Annotated in this window: 16 protein-coding genes; 11 read left to right on the forward strand and 5 right to left on the reverse strand. The window is 67.7% G+C overall.

Annotated features, from left to right (window positions below):
- The first annotated feature begins 34 nt into the window (after positions 1 to 34).
- From HALXA_RS09790 to queC, 3 genes are read left to right on the forward strand one after another with little or no spacing between them, the layout of a single operon-like run.
- A complete protein-coding gene (locus tag HALXA_RS09790) occupies positions 35 to 532 on the forward strand; it encodes a 6-pyruvoyl trahydropterin synthase family protein (RefSeq protein WP_013880186.1) in 498 nt (165 codons plus the stop codon).
- Positions 532 to 1,320 carry a 7-carboxy-7-deazaguanine synthase QueE gene (locus HALXA_RS09795; protein ID WP_013880187.1) on the forward strand — a complete coding sequence of 263 codons (789 nt, stop codon included), beginning with the start codon at positions 532 to 534 and terminating at the stop codon, positions 1,318 to 1,320. The genes HALXA_RS09790 and HALXA_RS09795 overlap by 1 nt, the downstream gene beginning before the upstream one ends.
- 25 nt (positions 1,321 to 1,345) lie before the next feature.
- The gene (gene queC / locus HALXA_RS09800) at positions 1,346 to 2,098 is read left to right on the forward strand and encodes a 7-cyano-7-deazaguanine synthase QueC (protein ID WP_013880188.1); all 753 of its coding nucleotides are present in this window, start codon (positions 1,346 to 1,348) and stop codon (positions 2,096 to 2,098) included.
- Between the two features lie 130 nt (positions 2,099 to 2,228).
- On the opposite strand, the gene HALXA_RS09805 is transcribed toward queC, so the two are convergent.
- Both HALXA_RS09805 and HALXA_RS09810 read right to left on the reverse strand, forming a co-directional pair.
- Entirely contained in the window at positions 2,229 to 2,459 is a 231-nt protein-coding gene (locus tag HALXA_RS09805) for a hypothetical protein (protein WP_013880189.1), read from the reverse strand.
- A 277-nt stretch (positions 2,460 to 2,736) separates the two neighbouring features.
- Complete coding sequence (locus HALXA_RS09810) at positions 2,737 to 3,741, reverse strand: zinc-binding dehydrogenase (RefSeq protein ID WP_013880190.1); 1,005 nt, start codon at positions 3,739 to 3,741, stop codon at positions 2,737 to 2,739.
- A gap of 218 nt (positions 3,742 to 3,959) precedes the next feature.
- Between HALXA_RS09810 and HALXA_RS09815 the strand changes: the two genes are divergently transcribed.
- The gene (locus HALXA_RS09815; protein WP_013880191.1) at positions 3,960 to 4,478 is read left to right on the forward strand and encodes a hypothetical protein; all 519 of its coding nucleotides are present in this window, start codon (positions 3,960 to 3,962) and stop codon (positions 4,476 to 4,478) included.
- 20 nt (positions 4,479 to 4,498) lie between these two features.
- Here the strand turns inward: HALXA_RS09815 and HALXA_RS09820 are convergent, their stop codons facing one another.
- Complete coding sequence (locus tag HALXA_RS09820) at positions 4,499 to 5,767, reverse strand: iron-containing alcohol dehydrogenase family protein (protein ID WP_013880192.1); 1,269 nt, start codon at positions 5,765 to 5,767, stop codon at positions 4,499 to 4,501.
- 82 nt (positions 5,768 to 5,849) lie between these two features.
- Positions 5,850 to 8,138, reverse strand: a complete 2,289-nt coding sequence (locus HALXA_RS09825) for an AAA domain-containing protein (RefSeq protein ID WP_013880193.1) — start codon at positions 8,136 to 8,138, stop codon at positions 5,850 to 5,852.
- 159 nt (positions 8,139 to 8,297) lie between these two features.
- Here HALXA_RS09825 and HALXA_RS09830 point away from each other — a divergent pair, with 159 nt between their 5' ends.
- The 5 genes from HALXA_RS09830 (at position 8,298) to HALXA_RS09850 (ending at position 13,359) form a co-directional block, all read left to right on the forward strand.
- Entirely contained in the window at positions 8,298 to 9,578 is a 1,281-nt protein-coding gene (locus HALXA_RS09830; protein WP_013880194.1) for a Single-stranded DNA binding protein, read from the forward strand.
- Positions 9,575 to 11,458: a hypothetical protein gene (locus HALXA_RS09835; protein WP_013880195.1), complete on the forward strand. Its 1,884-nt coding sequence runs from the start codon at positions 9,575 to 9,577 to the stop codon at positions 11,456 to 11,458. The genes HALXA_RS09830 and HALXA_RS09835 overlap by 4 nt, the downstream gene beginning before the upstream one ends.
- 24 nt (positions 11,459 to 11,482) lie before the next feature.
- Positions 11,483 to 12,340, forward strand: a complete 858-nt coding sequence (locus HALXA_RS09840; protein ID WP_013880196.1) for a metallophosphoesterase — start codon at positions 11,483 to 11,485, stop codon at positions 12,338 to 12,340.
- A gap of 100 nt (positions 12,341 to 12,440) precedes the next feature.
- The gene (locus tag HALXA_RS09845) at positions 12,441 to 12,971 is read left to right on the forward strand and encodes a molybdopterin-dependent oxidoreductase (RefSeq protein ID WP_013880197.1); all 531 of its coding nucleotides are present in this window, start codon (positions 12,441 to 12,443) and stop codon (positions 12,969 to 12,971) included.
- Positions 12,972 to 13,062: 91 nt separating this feature from the next.
- Entirely contained in the window at positions 13,063 to 13,359 is a 297-nt protein-coding gene (locus HALXA_RS09850; RefSeq protein WP_013880198.1) for a hypothetical protein, read from the forward strand.
- A 90-nt stretch (positions 13,360 to 13,449) separates the two neighbouring features.
- Here the strand turns inward: HALXA_RS09850 and HALXA_RS09855 are convergent, their stop codons facing one another.
- Entirely contained in the window at positions 13,450 to 14,808 is a 1,359-nt protein-coding gene (locus tag HALXA_RS09855; protein ID WP_013880199.1) for a sodium-dependent transporter, read from the reverse strand.
- Between the two features lie 271 nt (positions 14,809 to 15,079).
- Between HALXA_RS09855 and HALXA_RS09860 the strand changes: the two genes are divergently transcribed.
- Positions 15,080 to 16,624, forward strand: coding sequence for an acyl-CoA carboxylase subunit beta (locus HALXA_RS09860; protein WP_013880200.1), 1,545 nt, complete (start codon positions 15,080 to 15,082; stop codon positions 16,622 to 16,624).
- Positions 16,625 to 16,639: 15 nt separating this feature from the next.
- Positions 16,640 to 16,990: a hypothetical protein gene (locus HALXA_RS09865; RefSeq protein ID WP_013880201.1), complete on the forward strand. Its 351-nt coding sequence runs from the start codon at positions 16,640 to 16,642 to the stop codon at positions 16,988 to 16,990.
- Positions 16,991 to 17,017 lie beyond the last annotated feature (27 nt).

The following is a 17,017-nucleotide window of genomic DNA, read 5'->3' on the forward strand; positions in this document are numbered from 1 at the left end:
TCATCCTTAAGTAATCCTGCGAGAATACTGCGGTGTGACTGATCGAACCGCCAGCCGCGAGCACGCGGAGCGAGCCGACGCGGGGCTCGAGTCCGAACCGGCCGCGGCGCAGGTCTCCGGTACCGAACGCGTCCTCCACGTCGGCCGCGACCGGCCGATCCGGATCAGCGCCGGCCACCGGCTGCAACACCACGACGGGAAGTGCGCGCGACCGCACGGCCACAACTACGAGGTCGCCGTCACCGTCGTCGGCGAACTGACCGACGAGGGCTGGGTCGCGGACAAGGGCGATATTACCCAGGTAATAGACGAGTGGGATCACCGGTTCCTGCTCGAGCGCGGCGACCCCCTTATCGAGGCCTTCGAGGCGGCCGGCGACGCCGACGGGATCGTGGTCCTCGAACACCCGCCGACGGCCGAGGTGATGAGCGTCGTCCTCGAGCGGAAACTCGAGGCGGCGCTGCCGGACACCGTCTCGGAGGTCGCGGTGCAGGTCAACGAGACGAGCGAACTCTGCGGCGGAGGGTTCTGATGCCGGTGTCCGACTCAGTGGACGACCGCGCGGCTACCGACGGAGAAGCGACCGGTGCGAGCGACGAGCCCAGCCTGCCGATCAACGAACTGTTCGAATCCCTCCAGGGCGAGGGCACCCTCGCCGGCGTTCCCTCCGTCTTCGTCCGCACCAGCGGCTGCAACCTCCGCTGCTGGTTCTGCGACTCCTACCACACCTCCTGGGAACCGACCCACGCCACGATGTCCCTCGAGGAGATCGTCGCCGAGGTCGAGTCGTACGACGCCGGCCACGTCGTCCTTACCGGGGGCGAACCGCTGCTTCATGAGGAGAGCGTCGAACTCCTCGAGCGCCTCAGCGAGCGCGGGTATCACACCACCGTCGAGACCAACGGGACGATCTACCGCGACGCGCCGATCGACCTCGCCTCGGTGAGTCCGAAACTCGAGAGCAGCACGCCGACGCCCGACCGGGATCCCAAGGGGGAGGGCGAATGGGCGGAAAAACACGAGGACGCCCGCATCGACCTCGAGGCCCTCGCGGCGCTCGTCGAGGCGTACGACTCCCAGCTGAAGTTCGTCGTCACCGACGACGAGGACATGCCCGAGATCCTCGACCTCCTCGGGGAGCTTCGGGGCGTCGCGGACGTCCCGATTCGCGACGGGGACGTACTGCTGATGCCCGAAGGAGCGACTCGAGAGCGACTCGCGGAGACCCGAACCCGCGTCGCGGATCTCGCGATGGAGTACGGCTTCCGCTACACGCCGCGGTTGCACGTCGATCTGTGGAACGACGCGCCAGAGACGTAACTCCGCACTCCACACGTACGATACCATGACCGAAGACACTGCTACGACCGACGAAGCCGAATCGTCCGCCGACCGCAGCGAGCGCGCCGTCGTCCTCCTCTCGGGCGGCATGGACAGCGCCACCGCCGCCTACGAGGCCCGCGGGCGGGGCTACGAGATCTACGCCCTGCACACCTCCTACGGCCAGCGCACGGAGGACCGCGAACTCGAGTGCGCCCGCCGGTTGGCCGACGAACTCGACGCCGCGGACTTCCTGCGGATCGAGACGGGCCACCTCTCGGCGATCGGCGCCTCGAGCTTGACCGACGACGAAATGGCGGTCGCGGATGCGGATATGGAGAGCGACGAGATTCCCACGTCCTACGTCCCCTTCCGCAACGCGAACCTGCTCGCGATGGCGGTCTCCTACGCCGAGGCCAACGACTGCGACGCGGTCTTCATCGGCGCCCACAGCGAGGACTTCTCCGGATATCCCGACTGCCGCCCCGAGTTCTTCGAGGCCTTCGAGAACGTGGTCGACGTCGGCACGAAACCCGAGACCGACATCGCGATCGAGGCGCCGTTCGTCGAGTGGTCCAAGACCGATATCGCAGAGCGGGGCGTCGAACTCGAGGTGCCCTACGAGCACACCTGGAGTTGCTACCGCGAGAACGAACCCGCCTGCGGCACCTGCGACGCCTGCGCGTTCCGCCTGCAGGCGTTCCAGAACGTCGGGGTTCGCGATCCGATCGAGTACGCCGAGCGCCCGTCCTACGTTGAAAGCGACACCGGACGGTAGCGTCGGACCGGCACGTTGCTCGAGAGCCGTCCGATCTCGATAGTCGTGATGGCTTTGGCAGTCGGAACGGAACCTGACATCGACGCTCTCGAGTCGGTACCGTCGCGTGCGAACTGACCGGGTTCGAAGATCAGTTGTCGGACTCGGAATCCGATCGCTGGTCGTCCGTCCGGTCCGGCTGTAGCTGTCTGACGAGGTTCAAATGCATCAGGTGGAGGTGCATGCCGATTCCGTAGAGGATCGTCCCTAACCCGACGAACGTGAGCGGCATGAGTACCGATTCGACCGCCTGCGCAGGGCTGTCGAGATTCGCGGGGAGAACGATACCGACGGCCAGGACGAACGCACTCAGAATGATCACTAATCCCGCACGGACCGCACGCGAGTATCTGCCAACTCGGTTAATTCGTTCTTCGACCTCCCGTCGAGACGGGGGTTCCGGTTCAGGAACCATGGGTCGTGGCTCTCCCAGTTACGCTGCGTCGAGCTCCTGTCATTACATATCGATCCGAGAGACAGCAGTGTAAAGCAGGGACTGGAATAGGCAACCGCTCGGTAGATCGGCTGCATTGAACGCGAGTTCCGCGCGACGAACTGCGTGAAAAATCGTACTGACGACCGTTCCCTTCAGCCCGCCGTTACTCGTTGACCAGCAGCAGCTTCCCGCGGAAGTCGCCTTCTTCGCCGCGGCGGTGGACTTCCGCGACCTCGTCGAAGGAATAGCGGTCGTCGATGTGCGGTTCGATCGCACCCTTGTCGACCAGCGTCGCGATGTCCTCGAGTTCCTCGCCGATGCGGTCCTGCCGGTCGCCCAGCAACACGGGGAGGATGACGAGCACGACGCCCAACTCGAGCGAGTTGGCGTGCATCGGCGCGAGGTCGAGGTCCTGCGCGGCGCTGGACTCGGTCGTCACGACGCTCCCGAACGGCCGGACCGCCTGGAAGGCCGTCTCGAGGTGCTCGTCGCCGACGGGATCGAAGACGACGTCGAACCCGCCGCCGCTGGCGTGCTCGTCGACGTAGGTTTCGACGTCGGTCTCGGTGTAGTCGACGGTCGCGTCGGCCCCCAGCTCCGCGGCGAGCTCGCGGTTCGCTTCGCTCGAGCCCGTCGCGGTCACGTCCGCGCCGAACCAGTCGGCGAGCTGGACGCCGATGTGACCGACGCCGCCGGCCCCGCCGTAGACGAGCACCTCGTCGCCGACGTCGACGGTCGACTTGTCGGCGAGCATCTCCCAGGCCGTCAGCGCGACGACCGGGAGGGCGGCGCTGTCCTCGAGCGGAATCGACTCGGGAGCGTGAGCGAACGTGCCCGCGTGGCCGACGACGTAGTCGGCGAGCGCGCCCTGCCGGCCCGCGCCGCCGGGCATGCCGTAGACCTCGTCGCCCTCCTCGAACTGCTCGACGCCGTCGCCGACCGCGTCGACGACGCCGGCGACGTCGCAGTGGAGGATGGCCGGGAACTCGGGCGCGAAGTCCGGGATCGCGCCCTGCCGGATCTTGTAGTCGACGGGGTTGAGGCTCGAGGCGACGACCTCGACGCGGATCTCGTTCGGGCCGGGTTCGGGAACCTCGACGGTCGTCTCCTCGAAGACGTCGGGGTCGCCGTACTCCTCGATCGCGTAGGCGGTCATCTCGGTAGGCATCTCGCCTCGAGTGTTCGATACCCGCGCGGGAATACCCGGCGCTTCCGGTCACGCGTGCTGATAGTCGCGGATAGCGGATCGTCCTGCTGGTTTCGATTCGGTCCCGATTCGCACGGCGGACTCGAGAACCTCTCGCCCCGTTGCGAGCGCTCGAGCACAGCTAGCGTTTCTTACCAAATATTCAACACGACGGCCGTCGAACGCCGTACCGAGTACCGATGATCGATCTCCGCGCGTGGTTCCGCGACGACGAGGGCGGCTGGACGGTCCCCGAGGGCCGCCGCGGGGAGTTGCTCGTGCTGGTCGTCGGCCTCCCGCTGTTCGCCTGGCTAGTGCCCGCGCAGGCCGACCTCTCCCTGCCCGCACGCTGGACCGACGCGTGGTGGACCGCCGTCTCGATCGGCGTCTGCGGCGGCTTCTGTTACGCCGTCATCGTCAGGGAGTCCCTCGTCGCGGTGATCCCGGACACGAACGCCTGGACGGTCATTTCGTTTCTCTGCAGTAGCGTCGGGTTCTCCGTCTTCAGGCACGTGCCGGCGGCCGGCGCCGTCGCAGTGGGTCTCGTTGCCGCCGGCGCGACGATCGTCGGAATCTACGTGCTCTGGCTGCTGTCGCCGCTCCACGAGGGGATCGAGCCGGCCAGGCGCGGCGTCGAGCCGCCCGCGGCCCTCGAGCCCGAATCGCGCTCGTCGGTGCGGGACTCGTCAGCACGGTACTCGCCGGATTCGGATTCGTAAGCCTCCGCGCTGCCGAAGCCTCACCACGCCGCCTCGAGGATTCCTTCGATCTCCTCGACGGTCGGCTCCAGCCCGGGCGGTGCGTTTTCCATGAACCGATCCCCCAGTACGTCCTCGGCGACCGTCCGGAACTCCTCGGGCTGCGGGCCGTCGACGTTGCGCAACTTCGCGGGCAACTCGAGGGCGTCGCGAACCTCCGTCACCGCTTCGACGACCGCGGCGCCGTGATCGGCGGCTTCGTCGACCCCGAGCGCGTTCGCGAGCAGCCCCGACCGGGCGTCGATCTCTCCGGCGGCTTCGCGCTCGAACAGGTACTCGAGGGCGTGGGGGACGACGACCGCGTGGGCGGCCCCCTGCTGGACGTCGGCCGTGCGGCTGAGCGCGTGTCCGAACGCGTGGACGATCGAAAGCGTCGTTCCCTCCGGTCGGGAGACGCCGTACTGGACGAGGACGACCCCCTCGAGGATCGTCTCGAACGTCCCGACGTCGCGATCGCCCTCGCCGAACGCGCGCAGGCCGTCCTCGAGTTTCTCGAGACCGTGTCTGGCCGTCGCGTCGGTGATCGTCGTCGCGTTGGCGGCGTAGAGCGTCTCGACGCCCTTGTCGAAGCCGTTCATCGCGGAGCCCGCGAGGACCGAGTCGGGCGTCGTCGCCGCGAGTTCGGGGTCGTAGAACGCCGCCTCGGGCATCAGCCGCGGATCCGAGATCCCGCCGCCGATCTCCGCCTCGACCGGACTCGAGTCCGGCGATGCTGTGACGCCGGCAACCTGCGAGAGGTCGGCGCCCGCCAGCGTCGTCGGAACGGTGACGACGGGTAGCAGTTCCGCCTCGTCCGGAACATCGATGGTCCCCGTTTCCTCGAGTTCCTCGGCCAGCACCGCGGCCGAGCGGTCCCGCGCGGCGAGGACGCTCATCACCGTCGCGACGTCGAGGCTGCTGCCGCCGCCGAGGGCGACGAGCGCGTCCGCATCTTCCGCTTTTACTCGTGCGACGCCGTCCAGCGCCGTCGACAGGCGTTTCTTCGGCGTCGTCTCGTCGAAGACCCCCGCCAGTCGGTCGCCGAGCCCCCGCCGCACCGGATCGATTACGACGGGCGTATCGCCGACCGTCGACCCGCAGACGACCAGCGCGCGCTCGAGGCCCAGCCGCTCGAGTTCGTCCTCGAGGTCGGCGACGCAGCCGGCGCCGAATCGGATCGTCGCCGGGTGGTACTCGAATCGAAAGGCGGTGTCGCGGTCGGGGCCGTCGTCGCCGCCGTCGCTCGGATCGCTCGAGACGGGCGCGTTCATGGACCGCAGTACGTCGTCACGGATGTTAAAAGCGCGAGCAGCCTCGTCCGGCCGGGAACGGCCAGACGGCGGATCGCCGCACCTACTCCGGCACCGGAATGAACTCCGGTTCGACCTCGCGGAGTCGACCCGTGCTCTCGAGGAACGAGTGGAGGTCGTCGTACAGGTCGAACTCTGCACCGCCGTCGCCCGTCGCGCCGCGGCCGCCGCTGCGGAGCGTGTACCAGTCGCCGACGATCGCGCAGTACCGCTGTGCGCGGGTCATCGCCACGTTCAGCCGCCGCGGGCCGTCCAGCGGCCGGCCGAGGAAGCCGATCTCCCCGTCGGCGTTGCTCCGGACCAGCGAGAGCACGATCGCCGTTTTCTCGCTGCCCTGGAAGGAATCGATCGTATCGACGGTAACTGCGCGTCCCCGCTCGTGCTCGAGGTGCCGGCGCAGCGTCCCGCGGATCGCGTCGACCTGCGCCGTGTACGGCGTGATGACGCTGACGTCCGACGGCTCGAGGTCGTCTTCGTCCTCGAGAAGCTCCGAGACGAGGTGCGCGACGAGCCGGGCCTCCGCCTCGTTTTTCGTCGAGCGGTCGACCGTCTCCTCGCTGCCGCCGACGTCGTAGCCGACCAGCGCCGGGCGGTCCGCGAGCGCGTCGACGTCGCGGCCCTGCCGCAGCGCGCGGTCGTAGAACCGGCGGTTGGGGAACCAGGCGACGTCGCGGTGCATCCGGTACTGCGTCCGCAGTTGGACGCCGACGCCCTCGTAGACGCCGCCGTCGGCGTAGAGGTGTTCGAACAGCGAGAGGCCGGCCGCCGATTCCGGCGGCTCCTCGGTCGCGCTAAAGGGCGGGAGCTGCTTGTGGTCGCCCGCGAGGATCACCTTCTCGGCCCGCGAGAGCGGGATGCAGGAGGCGGTACACGTCGCCTGGGTCGCCTCGTCGAGCACGAGCACGTCGAACTCGCGCTCGAGGGCGGCCGCGCTGCTGTTGGTCGCGGCGACGACGTCGGCCCGTCCGTCGCACCCGGCGTACCGCCGGCCGACGACGTCGTTCGACGAGTTGCCGGCGTTCGCGCGTCGGAGGACGAACTCGTCGGCCCCGTGCTGGGCGTAGGCGTGCAGCGACCGCTCGTCGGCCGCGTCGGGCGTGCTCGAGCCGGCGACGAGGTTGTCGACCGCCTGGTTCGAGTCGGCGCAGACGAGGACGTCGTCGCCGGCCTCGACGGAGCGCCTGACGACCTCGACGAGGGTCCGCGTCTTCCCCGTCCCCGGCGGCCCGTGGATGCAGAACAGTTGATCCGCGAGCAGGGCGCAGGAGACCGCCAGCTCCTGCTCCTGGTTGAGTTCGACGTCCTGCTGGCTGCTCTTGACGCCGGCGGTGTCGCCGAAGGTAACCGCCGTCCCGCCGGTCAGCAGGGCCCGCAGGTCGTCGCGCTCGCGGACGCGCTTGACGGCCTCGAGTTCCCGGTCGTAAGGGACGGGGTTCAGCAGCAGCGTCGCCGCGAAGCCCCGGCGCTTCTTGTTCAGGTGGCCGCCGACGGTCGTCCGGTTCTCGATCTCGCGCCAGTCGATCGCGAGGGAGACGGTCGCGCCCTCGATCGCGTCGACCGTCGCCGGGATCGGGAACTCGTCGGGCGCGTGTTCCTCGCTCGGCGGGTGGAGGAGCACCTCGTTGCCCTCGTAGATGCCGAACTCGTCCTGGACGTACCGGTACCGATCCCGCCGGTCGTCGCTGTTTCCGTACCCATCGTCGTCATCGTCGATCCGAAACCGATAGACGCCGTCGTCCGGCCGGCCGAGCGACGCCATCGAGGGGATCGCACCGACCCCCTCTCCGCGGAGCTGTTCGGCCGATTTCCCGCCTGTCCGCTCTCGATTCTCGTCGCGCTGAGCGTCCATCTCCGCGCGGACGAACGACTCGAGTTCGTCGAAGAACGCGTCCGGATCGCCGTCGACCGGGTTCCGTGCGGACTCTCGCTCCGCGATCGGGGAGTCGAAGTACGCGGGCGGCTCGGCGGGCGCGTAGTCGGAGTGCCAGAAGCGGACGCGCTCGGCCAGCGGCGACCGGACGAAGGCGTCGCGGTCGATCGACTCGCGTTCGCCGCCGCCGTCGTAGACGAACACCTCGCCGTGGAGCGCGTGATCCGTGAAGGCGACGTACTCGCCCGTCAGTGCCGCGCCGTCGGGTTCGTGCAGCGGAATCGCGATCCAGTCGTCCTTCTCGGGGTGGGCGAGCCCTTCGTGGTGGCTCGCGTACTCGACGATGCCGTCGACGGGAATTGGATCGTCTCGAACCGGCTCGAGATCGCCGTCCGCGGGAGCGCAGAGGGCGGCAGACGAGAGATCGAAGCCGTCGATCGCGCTCTCGAAGAGGAGGGACATGTCGCTCCGATCGAAGCACTCGCTCGTAAATCTTTGCGCCGCGGTGACCGATCGGAGGCGGCGCCGGCGCCCGTTTCTCTCCGCCGCGGCCGCCCGCCGCCGATCACTTCCGCCCCGCTGCGGGAACGCTTTTAAATCCTGCACGCCAATTACGGACGAATGGAACTCGATGATCATGCCGAGGATCTCGCCTCCGACCTCGGCGTCGACAAAGAGGAGGTCAAATCCGACCTGCAGAACTTGGTGGAGTACAGCGTTCCGGTCGACGAAGCCAAACAGAGCCTTCGCCGGAAGTACGGCGACGGCTCGAGCGCCGGCGGCGCGACGCCCGAGTCGAAGGACGTCGCCGACATTTCCCCAGACGACGGCAACGTCACCGTAACGGGGGTCGTCCTCACGGCGGGCAAGCGATCGATCCGCTACCAGGGCGACGACCACGTCATCGTCGAGGGACGGCTCGCCGACGACACCGGCGTCATCGACTACACCGCCTGGGAGGACTTCGGCCTCTCGCCGGGCGACACGATCACCGCCGGCAACGCCGGCGTCCGCGAGTGGGACGGCGAACCCGAACTCAACCTCGGGGAAAGCACCTCGCTTTCCTTCCAGGAGGAATCGCCGGACGTCCCCTACGAGATCGGCGGCGACGCGCAACTCGCCGACCTCCGGACGGGCGACCGCGCCGTCACCATCGAGGTGACGGTCGTGGAGTGCGAGCGCCGCACCATCGACGGCCGCGACGGCGAGACGGAGATTCTGAGCGGCGTCTTCGGCGACGAGAGCGGCCGCCTGCCGTTCACGAACTGGGATCCCGCGCCCGAGATCGAGGAAGGGAATGCGGTCCGGATCGAGAACGCCTACGTCCAGGAGTTCCGCGGCGTCCCCGAAGTTAACGTCTCGGAGTTCTCGACGGTCGCGGACCTCGAGCGCGAGATCGACGTCGGGGCCGATACGACGACGATGGACGTCGGCGAGGCCGTCAGGACGGGCGGCATCTACGACGTCGAGGTCGTCGGCAACGTCATCGCGGTCCGCGATGGATCTGGACTTATCCAGCGCTGTCCGGAGTGCTACCGCGTCATCCAGAAGGGCCAGTGCCGGACCCACGGCGACGTGGACGGCGTCGACGACCTCCGCGTGAAGGCGATCGTCGACGACGGCACCGGGACGCTCACGGCCATCCTCGACGACGAACTCACCGAGGACGTCTACGGCGGGACGCTTGACGACGCGCTCGAGCAGGCCCGCGAGGCGATGGATCAAGAGGTCGTCGCCGACCGGATCCGCGAGCGCATCGTCGGCCGCGAGTACCGCGTGCGCGGACACCTCTCGGTCGACGAGTACGGCGCCAATCTCGACGCCGAGACGTTCGAGGAGAGCGACGACGATCCGGAGGCGCGTGCGACCGCCTTCCTCGAGGACGCGGAGGTGCAAGCATGAGCGCCAACGACGACGAGGAGATGGAGATTCCCGGCCGCGAAGTCGCCTACCGACTGTTCGCGGCCGAGTACGACGACGCCTCGGTCTCCTACACCGAGAGCGACGAGGAGCGAGCGCCGAACTACGTGATCGCGCCGACCGGCGCCCGGATCAACCGGCTGTTCGCGGTCGGGACCCTGACCGAGGTCACGTCTGTCAACGACGAGATGGTCCGCGCCCGCGTCGTCGACCCGACCGGCGCGTTCGTCGTCTACGCCGGCCAGTACCAGCCCGACGAACTGGCCTTCCTCGAGGGGATCGAGCCGCCGGCGTTCGTCGCGGTCACCGGGAAGGCCCGCACCTTCCAGCCCGAGGACTCCGACCAAGTGTACACCTCGATCCGGCCCGAGAGCATCGCGACGGTCGACGCCGACACGCGCGACCGCTGGGTCGTCAGCGCGGCCGAGCAGACCCTCGAGCGAATCGAACTGTACGCGGCCGCCGCGGAGGCGGGCATCCGCGGCGACGACCTGACGGACGCCCTGCTCGAGCAGGGCGTCGAACCCGGCCTCGCGGCCGGCATCCCGCTCGCGCAGGACCACTACGGCACGACGCCGTCGTACCTCGCCGCGCTGCGCGACTGCGCGCGCGAGGCCGTCGAAGTCGTTTCCGGCGACCGCGATCAGGTCGGGCCGTTCGACGCCCAGCCCGGGGAGACGAACTCCGGCTACGAAGACGCGACGTTCGACTCGCTCGCCAATCTGGGCGTCGACGCCGTCGATCGATCCGTGCTCGAGTCCGTCTCGAATGAGGGTGCCGCCGGGCAGGAACCGGCAGAGGCGGAACCGAAACCCGAATCCGAATCCGAACCCGAACCCGAACCCGAAGCGGTCGCCGCAGCGGCCGGCGGCGACACCGTCGAATCGTCGTCCGCGGCCGGCACCGCGACGGGTGAAGCGCGCGACGCCTCGAGCGGAACGGCGACCGAGACCGCCGAGACGGCAACCGACACCGTCGGCGACGGCGACTCCGGCGTCGAACTCGAGAGCGAGGGCGGCGTCGACTCCGAGTCGGAATCCGAGGACGCGGTCGAGTCTGCGGAGTCCGGACCCGAACCGGCGTCCGAATCCGAACCCGCGGCGGATCCCGACACGGCCGAGCCCGTCGACGAATCCGCAGACGCCGCTGCGGCCGACGCCGGCACCGACGACGAACTCGCTGCCGACGAGCCGGCCGACGACGAGGAACTCGGCGACTTCGACGCCAACGATATCGGCGACGGCATGTACGAGATGGACGACGAGGAGCGCGAGCAACTCGAGGAGGAGTTCGGCGCCGAGTTCACGACCGGCGCGGAGGTCGAGGAACCCGGCGAAGCCGACATCGACGTGCCGGAGTCCGACGACGGAGACGCAGAAGCCGACGCTGCGACTGACGCTGACACTGGAGCGGAATCTGATCCCGCCGATTCCGATCTCGACGACGATGACGACCTCGGCGCGCCGCCGACGTCCGGCCTCGAGGACGAGGACGAAACGGAAGCAGCCGAGTCGGAATCCGAACTCGAGGAGACCGAAGCGGAGTCGGGAGCCGAGACGGAGGCCGAACCGGACGAGTCCGAATCGGAAGCGGAACCGGAATCCGGCGCAGACGAATCCGAGGACGCGGCTGCTGACGAGTCCGATACCGACGAACCCGCCGCCGACGTCGACCTCCAGGACTACGTCGTCGAAACCATGGCGGACCTCGACGACGGCGACGGCGCCGACCGAACGGAACTGGTCGAGACCGTCGCCGCCGACACCGGCGCCTCCGAGGACGAGGTCGAGGACGCCATCCAGGACGCGCTGATGGGCGGGCAGTGTTACGAGCCGGACGACGAGACGCTGAAACCGATCTAAGTCGTCTCACTTCATTTCGAACCGATGGAACCGGGACCGCCGACCCCCCGCGTCGAGCCCATCCCCGGCGAACCCGCCGCGACCGCGACGGTCGGCGGCGACCGCGTGCTTCTCGTCGCCGACTACCACGCCGGCTACGAGGCCGGCCTGCGCTCCGAGCGCGGCGTCGACGTCCCCAGCCGCGCGCCCGACCGCCGCGAGCGACTGTGTACCCTCCTCGAGCGAACCGCCGCGGACCGGTTGGTCGTGTGCGGCGATCTGATGCACTCGATCGGCGACCCCGGCGGCGCCGAGCGCGGCGAGCTCGAGGTGTTGCTCGAGTCCGTGCCGCCGACGGTCGACGTGACGGTGGTGAAGGGAAACCACGACGGGCAGCTCGAGACGTGGTTCGGGAACGACGATAGCGACGCCGGTGGTGGTGCCATCGGCGAACCGGGACAACCGGACCTCGCCAGCGTCACTATCGTCCCCGGCGACGGCATCGACATAGACGGCGTCGGCGTCTGCCACGGCCACACGTGGCCCGCGCCCGCGGTCCTCGAGTGCGACGTCGTCTGTCTCGGCCACGAACACCCCTGCGTCCGCCTCGAGGACGAGGTCGGCGGAAGCCGCGCCGAGCGGGCGTGGCTCCGCGGCCGGGTCGATCCGGCGCCGTTTCGCGAGTACGGCGGCTACGCAGACGCGGAAATCTCGTGGCTCGAGTCGCCGGACGTCGCGCCGCCGCGGCTGGTCGTCGTGCCCGCGTTCAACGATCTGGTCGGCGGGACGTGGGTGAACGTCCCGAACCAGTCGTTCCTCTCGCCGTTCCTGCCCGACGGGCTAGCCGAGGGCGAGGCGTACCTGCTCGACGGGACGCGGCTCGGGCCGTACCGGAACGTCTAAGATCGTTTCTCGAGGTACCGTACTCCTCGAGCCGCGTCGCTATTCCTACGCGCTTGGAACGAGCGGTACCGCTACGACACCGGTCCGCCAACGATACGTCATGGCCGACGGTGACCTCCGCGTTCCGTCCCTCTCGTCGTCGATTCGACTCGTCGGCGAGGAGACGACGACCGTCGACGGCGATTCGCTCGCTTCCCTCCCGCTGCAGGAGCGCGAGTGCGAAATCGTCTGTGCGACCGGCGACCGATACACCGAAACGTGGTACGGCGTGCCGGTACTCGAACTCCTTGAGCGGGCGTCGGTGCCGCCCGAGACGACTCATCTGCTCGTCGTCTCCGGCGACGGCTACCGCGCCTGCGTCGCCGTCGAAACGGCGCTCGAGGGGCTACTTGCGCTGGGCAAGAACGGCCGGCCGCTCGCTGATGCGAGCGACTACGAGACGCGGTTCGTCGCGGTCGGCGCAGACGGGCCACGGACCGTAAAGGACGTCGGGCGAATCGAGGCGATGACGCTCGAGCCTGGAGAGGATCCGGAGGCGTACGAACTCGGCGTCGAATCAGCGCCCGAGTCTGAGTCGGAGCCGGTATCCACACCGACAGCCGAAGCCCCGTCGCCGGACGACGCTGCGTGAGTGCCCGAGCAATCGGCCGGTCGAGACGCCACGCTCGACACCAGCGCATGTAAGCCGAATCACCATCCCCCGGTCGGGAGAACCCACGCCCATGCCCATGGAAACGTATCGGCTCGAGATCCGCGAGACCGAGGAACCCGGGATCGATGCCGACGTGTACGACTCCGATGACACGGTCGCGGAATCGACGTACGTCTCCTACGACGACTACGACCTCGAGCCGCCGTCTTCGAACTCGAGCGACGGCCAGCAGTCGTACGCCGAGGAGGTGACGGCCGACGTGACGACGATCGATCTCCAGTACGAACGGGACGACGCCGGTTTCGTCTTCCGACTGCTCGGCGATCGCGACGAGCTGGCGAGCGTTCGGATAGACGCCGAGGAGTAGTTCTGTGGAGTCGCCGCGAGCGTCGACGAGCTGCGGCGTCGCTACGTGCGGCGTGAAACGGAAAAACGCGGTGTGGTTTCGTTCGCTACGTTACAGGTTTTCGCCGAGCCACGCGGCGAAGTCGCCGGTCAGGAAGCCGTAGTAGTCCCACGCGTTCAGCGCGACCACGGCGATCAGCGCGATGATGACCGGAATCCGAAGGAGCCAGATCCACGTGACGCCCAGCGATCCGATGTTCGTGATGCCCTTCCCGAGTTCGTCGAGTGCGAGGTCCGGAACGACCCACCCGATGAAAATCGAGAGGAGGAGTCCGCCGAGGACGAGCAGCACGCCGTTGGCGAACAGGTCGTAGACGTCGATGAAGATGATGTCGAGCGCGGCCGGAACGCCGACGACGAACATTGCGGTGCCGAGCATCGCCGTCGCCGGCACTCGGTCGACGCCGTGCTCGTCGATCAGGTAGGAGGTGACGACCTCCATGATACTGATCGCGCTCGAGAGGGCGGCGATCGAGACCACGCCGAAGAAAATCGCGCCGAGGATGCCGCCGAACGGCAACTCGGCGAACGCCGCCGCGAGGCTCACGAAGATCAGGGCCGGACCGGAGCTGCCGGCGGGGATGCCGGCGGTGAAGAGGATCGGGAACGCGATCAAGCCGGCGGTGAACGCAATTCCGGTGTCGAGGAACGCGATAATCCCGGCGTCTTCGGCGAGGTTTCGATCCTCGCCGAGATAGGAGGCGTACGTGATCATCACGCCCATCCCGAGCGACAGCGTGAAGAACGCCTGTGCGGCGGCTGCCGGCAGGATCGACGTCCAGTTGGACGCGATCGTACCGAAGTCCGGCGAGAGGTAGTACGCGTACGCTTCACCGGCGCCCTCGAGGGTGAACGCGTAGACGGCGAGTCCGATCAGGAGCGCGATGATGGCCGGAACCATCACCTTGACCGAAAGCTCGATCCCGCGCTCGATGCCGAACGCGACGATGGCGATGACCGCCACCATGAAAATCGCGTGGAAGACGACGGCGTCAAGGCCGCTCGCGACCGCACCGAACTGCTGTCCGGCAGCCTCGGGAGTGGCGGTGTACTCGCCCTGCAGGCCGAGCAAGACGTATCGAACGGTCCAGCCGGCGACGACGCTGTAGTACGAGAGGATGATGAACCCGGCTGTGACGAAGACCCATCCTATTTTCGTCCACGCGCCGGTTCCGAGACGTTTGAGCGCGCCGACCGGGTTGCGCTCGGTGTGGCGGCCGACGACGAACTCGACGAGGATAACCGGGAACCCGATCCCGAGGATCAACAGCAGGTAGACGACGAGGAACGCGGCCCCGCCGTACTCCCCCACCTGGTACGGAAACCGCCAGATGTTCCCCAGTCCGACTGCGCTTCCAACCGCGGCAAGGATGAACCCTGCCCTCGTTGCCCATGATTCGCGTTGTGCCATACCGATTGGTTTGAAAGAGCCATCATATAACTTTTCGTGGTTTCACGAAGTGAGAGACGCCGATTCGAGGCGGGTTTTGACCGCCATAGCGGCTAAAATTGCGGAAGGGTCGGATTGGATTACATTTATAATTTATACCTGCTGGCACCGTCGGCGTTACGGAACCGGTCACCTCGAGCAGTGATAAACCGTGAAGGTGTTACGGAATCCTTTTCCTGTTGGTCATCACAACAGGGCGTATGATACCGACAGGGGTGTTTCGAGCGTGACGATGGAAGACCGCATCGACGAACTCGAGGAGCGCCGCGAGGAGGCCGAACTGGGTGGCGGCGAGGAGCGCATCCAGAAGCAACACGACAAGGGGAAGATGACCGCCCGCGAGCGGATCGACTACTTCCTCGACGAGGGCACCTTTACGGAGTTCGACCAGCTCCGGACCCACCAGACGAGCCAGTTCGGCATGGAGGAGCGGAAGATCCCCGGCGACGGCGTCGTGACGGGCTACGGCGAGGTCAACGGCCGAACCGTCTTCGTCTTCGCCCACGACTTCACGGTCTTCGGCGGCTCGCTGGGCGAGGTTTTCGCCGAGAAGATCTGCAAGGTCATGGACATGGCGATGGAAGTCGGCGCGCCGGTCGTCGGGCTCAACGACTCCGCCGGCGCCCGCATTCAGGAGGGGGTCAAGAGCCTCGCCGGCTTCACCGAAATCTTCCGCCGGAATCAGGAAGCCAGCGGCGTCATCCCACAGATTTCGGGGATCATGGGTCCCTGCGCCGGCGGCGCGGTCTACTCTCCCTCGATTACGGACTTCATCTTCATGGTCCAGGACACGAGCCACATGTACATCACCGGGCCCGGCGTCACCAAGACCGTCACCGGCGAGGAGGTCACCCACGAGGAACTCGGCGGGGCGATGACCCACGCCGGGAAGACCGGCGTCGCCCAGTTCGCCTGCGAGAGCGAGGAGCAGGCCCTCGACGACATCAAGCGGCTTCTTTCCTATCTCCCGCAGAACAACGTCGAGGACCCACCCCGCGTCGAGCCGTGGGACGACCCCGACCGCCGCGACGAGCGGCTCAACGACATCGTCCCGCCGAGCCCGCAGAAGCCCTACGACATGGTCGACGTCATCGATTCCGTCGTCGACGAGGGTTCGTTCTTCGAGGTCGCGGAGAACTTCGCCAAGGAACTCGTCGTCGGCTTCGGCCGACTGGACGGCCGCTCGGTCGGCATCGTCGCCAACCAGCCCCGCGTGAACGCCGGGACGCTGACCGTCGACTCCTCGATGAAGGGCTCGAGATTCGTCCGCTTCTGCGACTCCTTTAACATCCCGATCGTCACCTTCGTCGACGTCCCCGGCTACATGCCCGGCACCGATCAGGAGCACCGCGGGATCATCCGCCACGGCGCGAAGCTGCTGTACGCCTACGCCGAGGCGACCGTTCCCCTCCTCACGGTCATCACCCGCAAGGCCTACGGCGGCGCCTACTGTGTCATGGCCTCCAAAAATCTCGGCGCCGACGTCAACTACGCCTGGCCGACCGCCGAAATCGCCGTCATGGGCCCGCAGGGCGCGGTCAACATCCTCTACCGCGACGAACTCGAGGAGGCCGAAAACCCCGACGAGCTGCGGGACGAACTCATCGAGGAGTACCGCGAGGAGTTCGCCAACCCCTACACGGCGACGGACAAGGGCTTCCTCGACGACGTGATCGTCCCCACCGAAACCCGGCCGCGGCTGATCGACGACCTCGAGATGCTCGAGACCAAGCGCGAGCAAAATCCGGACAAGAAACACGGAAACATTCCGCTGTAACGACCGATTCTATCCATGGCATCCAAGAAACAGGCGGACACGGCCGAGGCGGCTGAGTCCCCGACGGACGATCTGCCGGTCGGCGAGCAACCTGACGTGGCGGCGGTCCTCTCGGACGTCGAACTCGACATTCCGGACACCGCCGACGAGGAGGAGGCGGCCGCGATCGCGGCCGCGGTCGGCGCGCACCTCCACGATCACGCCCTCGCGGTCGCCGCGGCGGCCGCGAGCGAGGCGGAGACGTGGGAGAGCAAGCGCTGGGCCTTCAGCGGCCGGGTGCGCGCCCAGCAGCACCGCCACGCCCGCGTCCCCCGCGAGGCGCCGACGAACGCGTGGTCGGCCGCGGGACGGACGGATCGATTCTGACCGCTGGATCGCGGTCTCGTATATCCG

Origin of the sequence: Halopiger xanaduensis SH-6 (assembly GCF_000217715.1) — an archaeon.
GTDB lineage: Archaea > Halobacteriota > Halobacteria > Halobacteriales > Natrialbaceae > Halopiger > Halopiger xanaduensis.